The sequence below is a fragment of the Microvirgula curvata genome, assembly GCF_054781615.1.
In genome coordinates, this window is sequence record NZ_BAAGUB010000035.1 from 157738 (window position 1) to 171927 (window position 14190).

Genomic DNA, 14190 nt, shown 5'->3' on the forward strand with positions numbered 1-14190 from the left:
CCGGCGGACAGGAGTCCCGGAAGGACTAGCGCGAGCGGCGAATGGTGGCGGGCGCCGCCGGACTGCACACTGTGCATACGTACCGGCGCCCCTTGACGCCCTTCCGTACAAGGAATCGCAAATGAAGATCAGAGCCCAAATCGGCATGGTGCTGAACCTGGACAAGTGCATCGGTTGCCACACCTGTTCGGTCACCTGCAAGAATGTCTGGACCAGCCGCGACGGCGTCGAATACGCCTGGTTCAACAACGTCGAAACCAAGCCCGGCATCGGTTATCCGAAAGAATGGGAAAACCAGGAAAAATGGCAGGGTGGCTGGCGCCGCCGCGACGATGGCCGCATCGAGCCGCGTCAGGGCGGCAAGCTGAAGATCCTGGCCAATATTTTCGCCAACCCGAATCTGCCCGAGATCGACGACTACTACGAGCCGTTCACCTACGACTACGAGCGGCTGCAGAACGCGCCGCTGTCGGAAACGCCGCCCACCGCACGTCCGGTGTCGGTCATTACCGGCAAGAAGATGGACAAGATCGAGTGGGGCCCGAACTGGGAAGACGACCTTGGCGGCGAGTTCGCCAAGCGCAGCAAGGACGCGCTGTTCGAAGGGGTGCAGAAGGACATGTACTCGACCTTCGAGAACACGTTCATGATGTATCTGCCGCGGCTGTGCGAACACTGTCTGAATCCGGCCTGCGTGGCCAGCTGCCCGTCCGGCTCGGTGTACAAGCGCGAGGACGACGGCATCGTGCTGGTCGACCAGGACAAGTGCCGTGGCTGGCGCATGTGCGTGTCCGGCTGCCCGTACAAGAAGATCTACTTCAACTGGAAGAGCGGCAAGGCCGAGAAGTGCACGTTCTGCTATCCGCGCATCGAAGCGGGTCAGCCGACGGTGTGCTCGGAAACCTGTGTCGGCCGCATCCGTTATCTGGGCGTGGTGCTGTACGACGCCGACAGGATCGAAGCCGCCGCCTCGGTCGAGGACGAACAGGATCTGTACGAGGCGCAACTGGGCTGCTTCCTTGACCCGAACGCCCCCGGCATTGCCGAGGAAGCGCTGAAGCAGGGCATTCCGCAGTCGTGGATCGACTCGGCCAGGCGCTCGCCGGTCTACAAGATGGCGATGGAGTGGAAGATCGCCTTCCCGCTGCATCCCGAATACCGCACGCTGCCGATGGTCTGGTACATCCCGCCGCTGTCGCCGATCCAGTCGGCGGCCGAAGCCGGCGTGATGGGCATGAACGGCATCATTCCGGACACCAAGAGCCTGCGGATTCCGGTTCGCTACCTGGCCAACCTGCTGACGGCCGGCAAGGAAGCGCCAGTGCTGAGTGCGCTCGACCGCATGCTGGCGATGCGCGCCTGGATGCGCTCGAAGACGGTGGACAAGGTTGACGACACCGCCGTGCTGAAGCAGGTCGGGCTGACGCCGGCGATGGCCGACGACATGTACCAGACCCTGGCGATCGCCAACTACGAGGACCGTTTCGTGGTGCCGTCCAGCCACAAGGAAATCGTCGAGGACAGCTTCAACGAGAAGGGCTCCTGTGGCTTCAGCTTCGGCAACGGCTGCTCGGATGGCGTGTCCGAACCCAGCCTGTTCGGCAGCCGCAAGAAGGGCTCGGTGATCCATGTCGATATGCCCAGGTCGCGCAAGAAGCGCGATGCGGCCTGAGGACGGGAGAAATCATGACTGATCACTTTCGCGTGATGTCCGCGCTGCTGAGCTACCCGAGCGCCGAGCTGGTCGACGCGCTGCCGGAACTCGATGCGGTGCTGGACGCGCAGCCGGCGGTGAAGGCGCAGCTGCGCCCGCTGTTTGCGCACCTGGCCGGGCACGACCTGATCGAGCTCGAAGAGACCTATGTTGCCACCTTCGACCGCGTGCCGGTCCACAGCCTGCACCTGTTCGAGCATATCCATGGCGAAAGCCGCGATCGCGGCCAGGCGATGGTCGACCTGATCGAAGAGTACCGCAAGCACGGGCTCGAACCGGCGGTCGACGAACTGCCCGACTACCTGCCGCAGTTCCTGGAACTGCTCGGCGTGGTCGAGCCGGCCGTAGCGGATGTGCTGCTGGGCGATGCCGTGCATGTGGTGGCCTATGTCGCCGGCAAGCTGGCCGGCAATGACAGCCCGTATGCCTGTGTACTGGATGCGCTGGCGCAGCTGTCGCCGGTCGCGCCGCTGCCGCTGGCCGAGCCGCCGATTCGCGACATGGATGAAATGCTGGAGACCTTCGGACCGGGTGCGGATGGCACCGAGCCACTGCTTAAACCCGCCGCCGACCCGTCCGGGGTCAGCCCGCTGAACTTCCACCCCCGCCGGACCGCCGCTGCGGCGACCCCGCGTCCCTGAGGAGTGAATGATGGATTACCTGCACAACTTCCTGTTCGGGATTTACCCGTACATTGCGCTGGCCGTGTTCCTGCTCGGCAGCCTGATCCGCTTCGACCGCGAGCAATACACCTGGAAGTCCGATTCCAGCCAGTTGCTGCACCGTGGCGCGCTGCGCATCGGCAGCCCGCTGTTCCACGTCGGTATCCTCGGCGTGTTCTTTGGTCACCTGGTCGGCCTGCTGACGCCGCATGCGCTGTACGCGCCGTTCATGGCGGCAGAGACCAAGCAGCTGATCGCCATGGTCGCCGGTGGCGTGATGGGCGGCGTGGCGCTGATCGGCCTGCTGATCCTGCTGGTGCGTCGCTTCGGCAATGAGCGTCTGCTGGCGGTCACGCCGATGCGCGACCGGATCCTGCTGCCGTGGCTGCTGTTCACGCTGCTGCTCGGCCTGTCGACGATTTTCGCCAGCAGTCATCACATGGACGGCAGCGTCATGCTGCTGCTGTGCGACTGGGCCCAGGCCATCGTGACTTTCGACAGCAGTGCCGCCGGTTACATTCGCGGCGTCAGCCTGGCGTACAAGCTGCACATCTTCTTCGGCATGACCTTCTTCCTGATCTTCCCGTTCACCCGCATGGTTCATGTGTGGAGCGGGTTCGGTTCGGTCGGCTACCTCGGTCGTGCCTGGCAACTGGTACGCACGCGCTGAGGAGCGCCTTGCTGCAACGGCTGCCGATGGAGAACATCCACCGGCAGCCGTTTTTTTGTTTTCCCCGCCATCCACGGCTCTTTGTCAGTTCAGTCCGGCCCCTTTTCTCCGGCACGCAGGGTCAGGACCCTGACTCCGTTGCGGGTGACGGCAACGGTATGTTCGAACTGGGCAGACAGCTGTCCGTCGCAGGTGACCACTGCCCAGCCATCGCTTTCGGTTTCCACGTCACGCCGGCCCTGGTTGATCATCGGTTCGATGGTGAACACCATGCCCTCCTGCAGCAGCAGACCGGCGTGCGGCTTTCCCCAGTGCAGTACCTCGGGCGGTTCGTGCATGTCCCGCCCGATGCCATGCCCGCAGTATTCCCTGACGACCGAATAGCCGTTCCGCCGCGCATGCCGCTCGATGGCGTGGCCGATATCGCCCAGTCTGGCACCCGGACGCACGGCCCTGATGCCTTTCCACATGGCTTCGCAGGTCACCTGCACCAGTCGCTTCGCCTGCGGTGACACTTCTCCGACAAGACAGGTCTTGCTGGAGTCGGCGATATAACCGTTTTTCTCCAGCGTGATGTCGAAATTCACGATATCCCCGCTTTGCAGGATCTCGGTCGCGGCCGGTACGCCGTGGCAGACCACATGGTTGCGGGAGGCATTCAGGGCGTAGGCGTAGCCGTACTGTCCCTTGCTGGCCGGCCGTGCGCCAAGTTCATTCACGATGAAGCTGTCGACCAGATCATTGACCTGCAGGGTGGACATGCCGGCCAGGTCCAGTTGATCCAGCCGGGCAAACACGCTGGCCAGCAAGCGGCCGGATTCCGCCAGCAGGGCAATTTCTTCCGGTCGCTTGATCATGTTGCCGCCACCTTGACCGCTTGCGCCTCGACGCCGGCGGCGCGCAGTTCGCGAGCAATGATTTCATTGAAACTCAGCGTCGGATCCATCTCGCACAGCAGGCCCACCTTGATCCAGAACGCTGCCTGCGCATTGATCGATCGGCACGATACGGCGCTTGCCTTGCGCAACTGGTCGTGCAGATTATCGTCGATATTCACAATACCCATACTGGTCACCATATATGAATCATATATGGATCATGTATCCAGTTTGGCCGCAGGGCAAGAGGGAACGTTACCGACCCGCCAATCGGGCGGTGCGTCATCCGCCGCCGTTTTCGCTACCGTCCATCCAGCACCCTGATGGGATGAAACCCGGCCTGCCTACACTGAAATCGCACCGGAGCGAATAAGGGGAGGTGTTCCGTGAATCTCAATCTGCTGTATTGCCGCAGCGATACCGTTCATGTTGCCGGTGATCTGCCGCAGGCCGGCATGCAGTTGCCCGGCTTCATGCTGGTCAACGAGCACTTCAACGATATTTCGCTGGAGAGCTTCCGCGACCGGATCAAGGTGATCATGACCGTGCTGTCGGTCGAGCTGGAGGACAGCGCGCGGCTGGTCGACGAACTGGTGGCGAGCAGTGTGCCAGCAGCGAGTGCGCCGGCACTGGTGGCACCGGTGCTGATCGTGGTCAGTGCGGATACGCCGCTGACGCTGAAGCGGGTGGCGGCACAGCGCGGCTGGCATGGCGTGGTGCTGCTGTCGACCCTGCGCGGGCGCGATTTCCATCGCGACTATGGCGTAATGGTGGTCGAACACCCGTTCGCCGGACTGACCGCGCCGGCGGTGCTGGTGGCTGACCCGTTCGATGTCGTGCAGTACTCGGCACGACTGCCGGACACCGGCGGGAGTTTTGACTGGAGCGAGGTGGCGCTGGCGCTGGAAGCCCAGCCGGAGTGGATGACGCAGATGACGCTCAGATGAAAACCATTGCTGGAAACGACGCCGCGGAAGCGGCGTCGTTCAGATTGTCCATCAGGGGTTTTCGACCTTTGGCGCCCGGCCGAGCAGGGTTTCCACGACCTGCATCGGGGCCTTGCCATGGAACAGCATCGCGCAGACTGCGGCGGTAATCGGCATGTCGACGCCGAGGCGCTCGGCCTTGGCCTGGACTTCGCGCGTGGTCGGCACGCCTTCGGCGACATGGCCCAGCTCGAGCAATACCTGCTCCAGCGGCTTGCCTTCGGCCAGTTTCAGACCGACCTGGCGATTGCGCGACAGGTCGCCGGTCGTGGTCAGCAGCAGATCGCCGAGCCCGGCCAGTCCCATCAGCGTGGCCGGCTTGCCGCCCAGTGCGGTGGCCAGCCGGGTGATTTCAGACAGACCACGGGTAATCAGTGCGGCGCGGGCATTGTGACCGAAGCCGAGTCCGTCGCTGACGCCGGCCGCGATGGCCATGACGTTCTTGACCGCACCGCCGACCTCGACGCCGATCAGGTCGTCGTTGGCGTAGACGCGGAAGCGCGGGCAGTGCAGGCGGGCGGCAGTGGCAATGGCGAAGGCGCTGTCATCGGAGGCCAGCGTGATGGCAGTCGGCTGACCCCGGGCGACTTCACGGGCAAAACTCGGGCCGGACAGTGCGCCATAGGGCACGCCGGGCGGCAGGATGCCGGCGACGACCTGATGCGGCAGCAGGCCGCTGTCGGCCTCGAAGCCCTTGCAGGCCCACAGGACCGGCGGCGGCACCGGCCGACGCTCGCAGACGGCGGTCAGCGTGGCGCGCAGGCCGGCGATCGGCGTGGCGATCAGGATCAGGTCGGCATGTTCGAGCGCTGCATCCAGGTCCGACGTCAGTGCCAGCGCATCAGGAAACGGTTCGCCAGGCAGGTAGCGCGCGTTTTCGCGCCGGGCCGCCATGTCGGCAACCTGGGCTTCATGGCGTGCCCACAGTACCGTCGGTTGCTGGCGGGAGAAGGCGATGGCGAGCGCGGTGCCCCAGGCACCGGCGCCCAGTACCGCCAGCCGGGAAGCGGTCTGTCCGGTCATTACAGTCCCCACAGCGCGGCCAGCGGCGCGTAACCGCTGACGCCATCACGATGCCTGACCTTCACCCAGCCGGATTTCGGCGGCTCCAGCAGTTGCAGTGCCACGTCCCTGGTCGCCTTGAACGACACCGACGACTTGACGTCGGGGCTGGTGCGGATCACCGCTTCCGGCGCGGTGACCACCACGGTGCGGGTCGGCGACAGGCTGGCGTACTGGACCCAGGCAATTGCGCCGCTGGCATCGCGGATGCGCGCCCATTCGTTCTGCCGGGTCAGCACTTCCACCGGATAGTAGCGGCTGACCAGGAACAGCTTGCGGCCGGCCAGGCTCGGCGAGTCGTAGAACGCCACGCCGGTGTCCTTGACCGAACGGAATTCCAGCGCCTGCACCGCGCCGGCCACCAGGGCCAGCACGGCAAACAGGGACAACCTGGTCAGGCCGGCAATACCGGTGACGCGGGTGGTCTTAGTGGGTTTCATTGCTCGCTTCGGCAGTCTGGGCGCGCTGCTGGGCGAAGAGGGCGTCGAAGTTGATCGGCGACAGCAGGACCGGCGGGAAGCCGGCGCGGTTGACGATGTCGGACACGGTTTCGCGCAGGTACGGGAACAGGATGTTCGGGCAGGCGACGCCGAGGATCGGTTCGAGGTCTTCTGCCGGGACGTTGCGGATCTGGAAGATGCCTGCCTGGCCGGCTTCGACCAGGAACATCACCTTTTCTTCCGCCTTGGCGGTCACGGTGACGGTGATCGACACTTCATAGATGCCGTCTTCGAGCTGCTGGGCCGAGGTGCCGAGCTGCATGTCGATGTCCGGCTGGGCGCGCTCAAGGAAGATGCCCGGTGCATGGGGAATCTCGAGCGACAGATCCTTGACATAGATTTTTTCGATGGAGAAAACGGGCTGCTGATCCAGCTGATCCTGCTGTTCGCTCATGATGATCTTTCGTTGAGTCGTTCGAAAACGTAAGTTGACACTGGGGCGAATGATCGCAGAAAGCCGCGCCGAGTGCCACGCGGCACAGGCTGTTGTGGCGGATATGCCAACACGCCCGGACGGGGGCCGCGTGCGTTCAGGCGCCGGCCAGCAGCAGGTCCAGCTTGCCGGCGCGCTCGAGGGCGGCCAGGTCGTCGTAGCCGCCGACGTGGGTGTCGCCGACGAAGATCTGCGGCACGGTGCGGCGGCCGGTCACGGTCACCATGCGCTGGCGCGCGTCGGCATCGAGGTCGACGCGGATCAGCGTGACATCGGCCACGCCTTTCTGCGCCAGCAATTGCTCGGCGCGATGGCAGTAGGGACAGGTGGCGGTGGCGTACAGGGTGACGGGCTGCATGGGGTCGCTTATTTGGGTTCGGGGAAAAAAACGCGTATCTCGTTGATCGTATTGTGGGTCAGCGGCCGGGACTTGCCGTTGACGGGGGCTGCCGGATAGCCGTCGAGGCGGACATCCAGGAAGCGGTCGAAACGCGCAAACTGGCCGTTCTGCCAGTCGCTGACCTGGACGCCGCCCTGCTCGCCGAAGGCGCTGACGCCGACCGGCCGGGCATTGGTTTCGACCAGCTTGCGGTACGGAGTGCCGAGCGTCACATTGCCGGGCAGACGCCAGAACGAATGGTTGCCACGCAGGATGGCCGCCTTCAGTTGCCGGCGCGCGGCGTCGTCATGCCAGAGCAGGACGACGCGCTTGGCGTCATCGTGCGGAAACAGCACGGTGGCGGGGACGGATGCCCCGTCGAGCGGGATGGTGGTTCGCTCCACGTTCCAGTTGCCATAGTCGCGCAGCAGGTCTTCTTCGCTGCACGCCGGCTTGATGAAGGCGAGTGAACGTCCGGGGCTGATGTACCAGGTCACATTCTGCGCCTGCACCAGCAAGGGCAGCAGCAACAGCAGTGACAAGCTTAACAGGCGCCGCATTGGCGTTCCTTACAGTGTGCTGAACAGGATGCCGGCCGGAGAGGGCCGGCGCCCTGTTAACGATGGCGGTTGCCGCCGGAAATGCAAGGCGGCTCCGGCCTTATCGGCCCGCGACGGGGCGGTCTTGAACCTGCTGTGCGTCCAGTGCGGCGGCGATGCGTTCAACTAGCGAATCAAGTGCGCTGTTGCGAATGCCCGACGCATTGACAATGGCGACCAGCGCATAGCGGCGGCCTCCGGCATCCAGGTAGCCGGCCAGGGCATGCACGTCATTCAGCGTGCCGGTCTTGAAGCGGGCGCGGCCGGCCAGTGCCGGCAAGCGCTGGTGCAGGGTGCCGGCGCCTCCGGGGCGCGGCAGCAGGGCGGCAAACTCCCCCCAGAACGGCGCGCGCTGGGCGGCACGCAGCAATTCGCCGAGGGCGCCGGCCGTTACCCGCTCGCGGCGCGACAGACCGGCGCCGTTCTCGAACACGAAGGCGCGGCTGTCGATGCCGTGGCGGGTCAGCGCCGCGCGGACGGCAGCTTCGGCATTGCGCACGGTATCGCCGCCATTGCCGTCGCGGGCGCCAAGGGTCAGGAACACCTGACGTGCCATCACGTTGTTGCTGTAGTGGTTCAGTCCGACCAGCACCTCGGACAGCGGCGGGGATTCGTGGCTGGCCAGCAGGCGTGCATCGGCCGGCGCGTTGCCGCGCCGCACCGGCAGTCCGGTCTGACCGCTGCGCTCCTGCCAGACGGCGTCAAAAGCGGCAGCCTGGAAGGTGTCGTGGTCGAGCAGTGGCACATAGAGCACGCTGCCGTCGCAGCCGGCCGGTACCTTGCCGTTCAGCACCAGATTGCGTTCCTGCGCGCTGGCGCTGACATGGCGGCCGACACCGCCGGTGCAGGCGCCGGGGGTCAGGGTCAGCCGGTTGCGGGTGTCGATGCCGCGCAGCGGCGGGTCGAGCACGACCTGCCAGCCGCTGTCGCCGGCGTACAGGCGGACGGCGGCGGTCTTGTACTGGGTCAGCAGCGGGTCCGGGCCGACCTGATAGGTGCGCCCTTCGTCCGGGTCCTGCTCGCTGGAGCTGCCCAGCGAGGTGAACGCCGACTTGTCCAGCAGCAGGGCGCCGTCGATACGGCGGATGCCGCGATCGCGCAGTTGTCCGGTCAGGTCGGCCAGGGCGTCGAAATCGAACGCCGGGTCGCCGTTGCCGCGCCAGTACAGATCGCCGGCCAGGCTGGTGCCATTGACCGGCGCACTGCTGTACAGACCGGTCTGCCAGTGGAAATCGGGGCCCAGTGTGTCCAGGGCGGCAAAGCTGGTGACCAGCTTCATGGTTGATGCCGGATTGACCGCGGCGTCGGCGCGATGGGTGTAGACCGGCGGCCCGCCGTCGAGTGGCGCGACCCACAGCGCCAGCGTGCCGGCATCGATCGGGCCCAGCGGGGGCAGGGGGGCGGACAGGGCCGGCACGGCAAGAAGGGACAGCAGCAGACAGGACGCGCGATGCAGCAGGGACACGGGCAACAGCCAGAAAGCGGAGAAGCGCGTATCTGAACGCAAAGCCGGGACTTTGCCAAGGGGATAGCCGTGCATGTCCGGCAATGCGACATTTATCCGGAGAAAGACTGGTGCATCTGCCCGTGTGCGACGACAATCGCGCGAATCCAATTGCTGATGAATGCCGAGGGCATCCGATGACATGGCTGCGACGCTGACCCGCTGGTACCCCGAGAACCTGGATTTCTGGCTGACGCGCGGCCGTTTCGTCGCCCGCCGCAATCTGGTCTGCTCCATTTTCGCCCTGCATCTGAACTTCAATGTCTGGATGATGTGGAGCATTGTCGTCATCAATCTGCCGGCGGTCGGTTTCCAGCTGTCCGACGACCAGCGCTTCTGGCTGGTGGCGGCGCCGCCGTTGTTCGGCGCCATGCTGCGCATCGTCTACTCGATGGTGTGGTCCTGGGTCGGCGGCGCAACCTGGCTGGCACTGTCCACGCTGATCCTGCTGTTGCCGGCGATCGGCGTCGGCTTCGTGGTGCAGGACATCTCCACCCCGTTCTGGGTACTGTTCGCCATGGCGGCACTGTGCGGCTTCGGCGGCGGTGCCTCGGCGTCGCACCTGTCGCATACCGGCTTTTTCTTTCCGGCCGCGCGCAAGGGCTACGCACTGGGGATGAATGCCGGCATCGGCAACCTCGGCGTCTCGGTCGCGCAACTGCTGATTCCGCTGGCGATCAGCGTGCCGCTGTTCGGCCATCTGGCCGGCGCACCGCAGATCTGGGGCCATGGCGAGGAAGTGCGCCAGGTGTGGCTGCAGAACGCCGGTTTCATGTGGGTGCCGCTGATCCTGCTGGGGGCCTGGGCCGCCTGGCGCTACGGCAACAATATGGCCGGCGTGCGGCTGACGCCGCGCGACCAGTTGAACGTGATCCGCATCCCGCATACCTGGTATGTGTGCCTGCTGTACATGGGCACCTATGGCACTTTCCTTGGCTTCGCCGCCGCTTTCCCGCTGCTGACCAGTCGCATGTTCCCGCTGGAGGACGTCACCGGCTACCTGTTCGTCGGCCCGATGCTGGCAGCTCTGGCGCGCCCGTTCGGCGGCTGGCTGTCCGACCGGATTGCCGGCAGCGTGGTGACCTGCGGTGCCTATGCGGTAATGGCGCTGTCGCTGGTGGCGCTGCTGCTGACGCTGCCGTCCAGCAGCGACGCGGGGCATTTCACTGCCTTTGTCTGCGTGTCGCTGGTGCTGTTCACTGCGGCCGGGCTGGGCAATGGCTCGTCTTACCAGATGGCGCCGAAAGTGTTCCTGATCGAGGCCGGCCGGCGGGCTGCGCGTGAAGGACTGGACGTGAATACCGCTTATGCGGACGGCAGCCGTGCCGGTACGGCTGCCATGAACGTGTCGTCGGTGATGGCGGCATTCGGCGGTTTTTTCATTCCCAAGACCTTTGGCTGGTCGCTGGCGCTGACCCATGGCGTGGCGCTGGCCGTACTGATTTTTCTGGCCTTCTACCTGGTCGCGCTCGGGGTCTGCATCTGGCAGTACGCTCGGCCGCATGCAGTCGTGCGTGTCTAGCACCGATCCGGCAATGTTGATGTCATTGGGCGTGGCATTGCCTGATGACATCCACGCGCCAGCGCGGTCGTCATCCTGCAAAGCTTGACCGGGGTCAACTCCGGACTGTCACACGATTGCATCAGTGTTTGCTGATAATGAGAATGTGTCCCATCCCACCTCTTTCTGTCGGAATTGCCATGTCATCGCTTGTTGCGCTTGCCCCCGCCACCCCGGCCGCGGTCTCGGCGCTGAATCTTCCCCGGGACGCAGCGGGCCGCCTGCGCTGTTTCGGTATCGAAACCGGCGCCCATATCCAGGTCGTGCGTCGTGCGGTACTGGGCGGACCGCTGCTGGTCCGTATCGGCTGCACGGACGTGATCCTGCGCCGTGACGTGGCGCGCCAGATCGAGGTGACGCCGCTATGAAGCGCTTCGCCCTGATCGGTCTGCCGAATACCGGCAAGTCCACGCTGTTCAACCGCCTGACCGGGCTGTCGCAACGGGTCGGCAACTGGCCGGGACTGACGGTCGAGATCGCCCGCGCCAAAATCCTGCTTGGCGGCCACATGGTCGACCTGATCGACCTGCCGGGCATCAACGACCTGTCCGGCTATGCCGAGGACGAGGCGGTAGTGCGGCAGATGCTGACCGACAGCGATTTTCACGCCTTCGTCGTCATCCTCAATGCGACCCAGCTCGACCGGCAGCTGCGGCTGGCGCTGCAGCTGCGCGCGACCGGCGTGCCCTTGCTGGTGCTGCTGAACATGTCGGACGAGGCGCGCCAGCTCGGCATCACCGTCGACGAGGCCCGGCTGTCGAAGGAACTGGGCGCGCCGGTGCTGATGACCAGCGCGCGGCGCGGCGAGAACTGGCCGGCCGTGCTGGAGGCGCTGGCCCGGCTGGCCAATGGCAGCGACGAGGCCCGTCATGCGGTGCTGCCGCCGCAACTGGCCGACGAAAGCGACGCCGTCGCCTGGTCGCTGGCGCAGCGTGCGCTGGCCGACGCCACCTTCCATGTGCCGCCCCGGCTGTCCGAAAGCACGACCGAGAAGGTCGATCGCTGGCTGCTGCATCCGTGGCTGGGCCTGCCGCTGTTCTTCGTGCTGATGGCCATTCTGTTCCAGCTGACCTATCTGATCAGTACGCCGATCCAGGACGGGCTGGACGAGGGGCTGGGCGCCCTGCGCGGCGCGGTGCTCGACCCGCTGCTGTCCGGTGCGCCGTCCTGGCTGTCGGGCTTCCTGCTCGACGGGGTCTGGACCGGCATGACCACGGTGCTGACCTTTGCGCCGCTGGTGTTCGTGTTCTTCGTGCTGATGGCGATTGTCGAGGATGCCGGCTACCTGGCCCGCGCCGCCTTCCTGATGGACGCAATGATGAGCCGGCTTGGCCTGGACGGCCGCGGCTTCGTCATGCACCTGATGGGCTTCGGCTGCAATGTGCCGGCCATCATGGGGACGCGCATCATGCGCGACCGCAAGATGCGGCTGCTGTCGATGCTGACCATCCCGTTCTCGGTCTGCTCGGCACGGCTGCAGGTATTCCTGTTCTTCTCCACCACGATGTTCTCGCCGCTGGCCGCGCCGTGGGTGCTGTTCAGCCTGTACCTGGTCAGCTTTGCCGTCGCCATGCTGTCGGCCTGGCTGTTCAAGCGCGGTTTCCACAGTCACGAGCTGTTCGTGCTGGAAATTCCGCCGTACCGGCTGCCGACGCCACGTCATCTGCTGCTGCGTGCCTGGGGCGAAGTGCGGGCGTTCCTGAAGCTGGCATCGACCATGATCCTGATCGGCGTGGTGCTGGTCTGGGCGCTGACCACCTTCCATATCGGGGCGAACGGTCCGACCTTTGCCGAGGCGCTGGGGCACTTCTTCCGGCCGCTGCTGGCACCGATCGGCATCGAGGACCGGCTGGCGGTGGCGCTGATGTTCGGCTTTGTCGCCAAGGAAATCCTGCTCGGTTCGATGGCGGTCATCTATGGCGTGCAGGAGAACAACCTCGGTGACGTGGTCGTCCGCCACATCGACTGGATTTCGGCCTACAGCTTCATGCTGTTCACGCTGATCTATGTGCCGTGCGTCGCCACCGTGGCCGCGATCTACAAGGAGTCGAAGAGTTTCGGCTTCACCACGCTGTCGGTAGCGTGGTCGCTGGGCCTGGCCTGGGTGGTCAGCTTCGTGTTCTACCAGAGCGCGCGACTGCTGGTCGGCTAGCCGCGCGCAGCCCGCGACAGCATGACGCCCGGCGCATCCTGCGCCGGGCGTTGTCGTTCCGGCTCCGCCCGGAAAGCGGGGCGGCAAGATTTGCCGTTGGCACGTCCGGCACTGCGGCATTCGCTGTGCCGGATTTTTGTCGCGTTTGAAAACCCAGCAAAATCAGGGGGCTGGCTGGCCCGATACGCCGGGTTGCATCTGGCACGAAACCTGCTTTAATGTGTCCCGTTCATACTGTCATCGCAGCGGATACCCATGCTCGACAAGATCGCCAAACATTTCGAACTGCAGCAGAAGTCACTCGACCTGCGCGCCAGGCGCAACGAGGTCATTGCTTCGAACATCGCCAACGCCGATACGCCGAACTACAAGGCGGTCGACTTCGACTTCGCCTCGGCACTGAAGGCCGAGCTGGCCGGTACCCAGTCGAGCCTGGGCATGAACCGCACCGATGGCCGCCACCTGAGCGGCAAGCAGACCAGCGGCAGCGACGGCGTGGAAGTGCAGTATCGCCAGGCCGTACAGCCGTCGATTGACGGCAACACCGTGGACATGGACCAGGAGCGCTCCGCCTTCATGGACAACTCCATCCACTATCAGTCCACGCTGACTTTCCTCAACCGTCGGATCAGCGGTCTGTCCGACGCCATCAAGGGTCAATAATCATGTCGCTTAGTCGCGTCCTCGATATCGCCGGCAGCGCGCTGACGGCCCAGTCCAAGCGCCTGAACGTCGTCGCCAGCAACATGGCCAACGCCGACAGTGCGGTGTCCAGCAACGGCGAGCCGTACAAGGCCCGGCGCATCGTGTTCACCCCGATCCCGGTCGACAGCGCCGAACCGAAAATCGCCAAGGTGGCAGTGACCGCCATCGTCGAAGACCAGTCGCCGCCGCGCATGAGCTACGACCCGGGCAACCCGCTGGCCGACAAGAACGGTTACGTGACCATGCCGAACATCAACCCGGTCGAAGAAATGACCGACATGATTTCCGCATCGCGCTCGTACCAGACCAACGTTGAAATGATGAACACGACCAAGCAGCTCTTGCAAAAGACGCTGACCATCGGCCAAGCCTGATCCCGGAGCGA

The 14190-nt window shown here is 64.9% G+C and carries 17 protein-coding genes; 9 read left to right on the top strand and 8 right to left on the bottom strand.

The features are described from left to right. Positions 1-121 precede the first annotated feature (121 nt). From narH to narI, 3 genes are read left to right on the top strand one after another with little or no spacing between them, the layout of a single operon-like run. Positions 122-1672, top strand: a complete 1551-nt coding sequence (gene narH, locus ACYVG8_RS15675) for a nitrate reductase subunit beta (protein WP_028498068.1) — start codon at positions 122-124, stop codon at positions 1670-1672. A gap of 14 nt (positions 1673-1686) precedes the next feature. Next, positions 1687-2355 carry a nitrate reductase molybdenum cofactor assembly chaperone gene (narJ, locus tag ACYVG8_RS15680; protein WP_028498067.1) on the top strand — a complete coding sequence of 223 codons (669 nt, stop codon included), beginning with the start codon at positions 1687-1689 and terminating at the stop codon, positions 2353-2355. A 10-nt stretch (positions 2356-2365) separates the two neighbouring features. After that, positions 2366-3046 carry a respiratory nitrate reductase subunit gamma gene (gene narI, locus ACYVG8_RS15685; RefSeq protein WP_028498066.1) on the top strand — a complete coding sequence of 227 codons (681 nt, stop codon included), beginning with the start codon at positions 2366-2368 and terminating at the stop codon, positions 3044-3046. An 89-nt stretch (positions 3047-3135) separates the two neighbouring features. Here the strand turns inward: narI and map are convergent, their stop codons facing one another. Continuing rightward, positions 3136-3903: a type I methionyl aminopeptidase gene (gene map / locus ACYVG8_RS15690; RefSeq protein ID WP_460746250.1), complete on the bottom strand. Its 768-nt coding sequence runs from the start codon at positions 3901-3903 to the stop codon at positions 3136-3138. After that, on the bottom strand, positions 3900-4124 hold the full coding sequence (locus ACYVG8_RS15695; protein WP_460746252.1) for a ParD-like family protein: 225 nt from the start codon (positions 4122-4124) through the stop codon (positions 3900-3902). The genes map and ACYVG8_RS15695 overlap by 4 nt, the downstream gene beginning before the upstream one ends. 186 nt (positions 4125-4310) lie before the next feature. On the opposite strand from ACYVG8_RS15695, the gene ACYVG8_RS15700 reads away from it, so the two are divergent. Continuing rightward, entirely contained in the window at positions 4311-4871 is a 561-nt protein-coding gene (locus ACYVG8_RS15700) for a thioredoxin domain-containing protein (RefSeq protein ID WP_112691923.1), read from the top strand. 51 nt (positions 4872-4922) lie between these two features. Here the strand turns inward: ACYVG8_RS15700 and ACYVG8_RS15705 are convergent, their stop codons facing one another. From ACYVG8_RS15705 to dacB, 6 genes are all read right to left on the bottom strand, one after another. Further along, the gene (locus ACYVG8_RS15705) at positions 4923-5933 is read right to left on the bottom strand and encodes an NAD(P)H-dependent glycerol-3-phosphate dehydrogenase (RefSeq protein ID WP_036385098.1); all 1011 of its coding nucleotides are present in this window, start codon (positions 5931-5933) and stop codon (positions 4923-4925) included. Continuing rightward, positions 5933-6412 carry an SH3 domain-containing protein gene (locus tag ACYVG8_RS15710; protein WP_084299795.1) on the bottom strand — a complete coding sequence of 160 codons (480 nt, stop codon included), beginning with the start codon at positions 6410-6412 and terminating at the stop codon, positions 5933-5935. Before ACYVG8_RS15710 ends, ACYVG8_RS15705 begins: the two co-directional genes overlap by 1 nt. After that, positions 6399-6866 carry a protein-export chaperone SecB gene (gene secB / locus ACYVG8_RS15715; protein ID WP_028498060.1) on the bottom strand — a complete coding sequence of 156 codons (468 nt, stop codon included), beginning with the start codon at positions 6864-6866 and terminating at the stop codon, positions 6399-6401. The genes ACYVG8_RS15710 and secB overlap by 14 nt, the downstream gene beginning before the upstream one ends. 136 nt (positions 6867-7002) lie before the next feature. Then, a complete protein-coding gene (gene grxC / locus ACYVG8_RS15720) occupies positions 7003-7263 on the bottom strand; it encodes a glutaredoxin 3 (RefSeq protein ID WP_028498059.1) in 261 nt (86 codons plus the stop codon). An 8-nt stretch (positions 7264-7271) separates the two neighbouring features. Next, a complete protein-coding gene (locus ACYVG8_RS15725; RefSeq protein ID WP_281660686.1) occupies positions 7272-7844 on the bottom strand; it encodes a hypothetical protein in 573 nt (190 codons plus the stop codon). Between the two features lie 100 nt (positions 7845-7944). Beyond that, on the bottom strand, positions 7945-9348 hold the full coding sequence (gene dacB / locus ACYVG8_RS15730; RefSeq protein WP_460746256.1) for a D-alanyl-D-alanine carboxypeptidase/D-alanyl-D-alanine endopeptidase: 1404 nt from the start codon (positions 9346-9348) through the stop codon (positions 7945-7947). 181 nt (positions 9349-9529) lie between these two features. On the opposite strand from dacB, the gene ACYVG8_RS15735 reads away from it, so the two are divergent. From ACYVG8_RS15735 to flgC, 5 genes are all read left to right on the top strand, one after another. Further along, complete coding sequence (locus ACYVG8_RS15735; RefSeq protein ID WP_028498057.1) at positions 9530-10909, top strand: MFS transporter; 1380 nt, start codon at positions 9530-9532, stop codon at positions 10907-10909. A 179-nt stretch (positions 10910-11088) separates the two neighbouring features. Further along, complete coding sequence (locus ACYVG8_RS15740; RefSeq protein WP_028498056.1) at positions 11089-11316, top strand: FeoA family protein; 228 nt, start codon at positions 11089-11091, stop codon at positions 11314-11316. After that, positions 11313-13100 (top strand): ferrous iron transport protein B, encoded by a 1788-nt coding sequence (gene feoB / locus ACYVG8_RS15745; protein ID WP_028498055.1) that lies wholly within the window; start codon positions 11313-11315, stop codon positions 13098-13100. The genes ACYVG8_RS15740 and feoB overlap by 4 nt, the downstream gene beginning before the upstream one ends. Positions 13101-13355: 255 nt before the next feature. After that, the gene (gene flgB, locus ACYVG8_RS15750; protein ID WP_028498054.1) at positions 13356-13763 is read left to right on the top strand and encodes a flagellar basal body rod protein FlgB; all 408 of its coding nucleotides are present in this window, start codon (positions 13356-13358) and stop codon (positions 13761-13763) included. Positions 13764-13765: 2 nt separating this feature from the next. Beyond that, on the top strand, positions 13766-14179 hold the full coding sequence (gene flgC / locus ACYVG8_RS15755) for a flagellar basal body rod protein FlgC (RefSeq protein WP_028498053.1): 414 nt from the start codon (positions 13766-13768) through the stop codon (positions 14177-14179). The last annotated feature ends 11 nt before the right edge of the window (positions 14180-14190 follow it).

Bases quoted from the DNA above. Each gene is read 5' to 3' on its own strand.
- ACYVG8_RS15705 (WP_036385098.1), bottom strand. From the start codon at position 5,933: ATGACCGGACAGACCGCTTCCCGGCTGGCGGTACTGGGCGCCGGTGCC.
- narJ (WP_028498067.1), top strand. From the start codon at position 1,687: ATGACTGATCACTTTCGCGTGATGTCCGCGCTGCTGAGCTACCCGAGC.
- narI (WP_028498066.1), top strand. From the start codon at position 2,366: ATGGATTACCTGCACAACTTCCTGTTCGGGATTTACCCGTACATTGCG.
- ACYVG8_RS15740 (WP_028498056.1), top strand. From the start codon at position 11,089: ATGTCATCGCTTGTTGCGCTTGCCCCCGCCACCCCGGCCGCGGTCTCG.
- ACYVG8_RS15695 (WP_460746252.1), bottom strand. From the start codon at position 4,124: ATGGTGACCAGTATGGGTATTGTGAATATCGACGATAATCTGCACGAC.
- flgB (WP_028498054.1), top strand. From the start codon at position 13,356: ATGCTCGACAAGATCGCCAAACATTTCGAACTGCAGCAGAAGTCACTC.
- ACYVG8_RS15710 (WP_084299795.1), bottom strand. From the start codon at position 6,412: ATGAAACCCACTAAGACCACCCGCGTCACCGGTATTGCCGGCCTGACC.
- grxC (WP_028498059.1), bottom strand. From the start codon at position 7,263: ATGCAGCCCGTCACCCTGTACGCCACCGCCACCTGTCCCTACTGCCAT.
- map (WP_460746250.1), bottom strand. From the start codon at position 3,903: ATGATCAAGCGACCGGAAGAAATTGCCCTGCTGGCGGAATCCGGCCGC.
- secB (WP_028498060.1), bottom strand. From the start codon at position 6,866: ATGAGCGAACAGCAGGATCAGCTGGATCAGCAGCCCGTTTTCTCCATC.
- ACYVG8_RS15735 (WP_028498057.1), top strand. From the start codon at position 9,530: ATGGCTGCGACGCTGACCCGCTGGTACCCCGAGAACCTGGATTTCTGG.
- ACYVG8_RS15725 (WP_281660686.1), bottom strand. From the start codon at position 7,844: ATGCGGCGCCTGTTAAGCTTGTCACTGCTGTTGCTGCTGCCCTTGCTG.
- narH (WP_028498068.1), top strand. From the start codon at position 122: ATGAAGATCAGAGCCCAAATCGGCATGGTGCTGAACCTGGACAAGTGC.
- feoB (WP_028498055.1), top strand. From the start codon at position 11,313: ATGAAGCGCTTCGCCCTGATCGGTCTGCCGAATACCGGCAAGTCCACG.
- flgC (WP_028498053.1), top strand. From the start codon at position 13,766: ATGTCGCTTAGTCGCGTCCTCGATATCGCCGGCAGCGCGCTGACGGCC.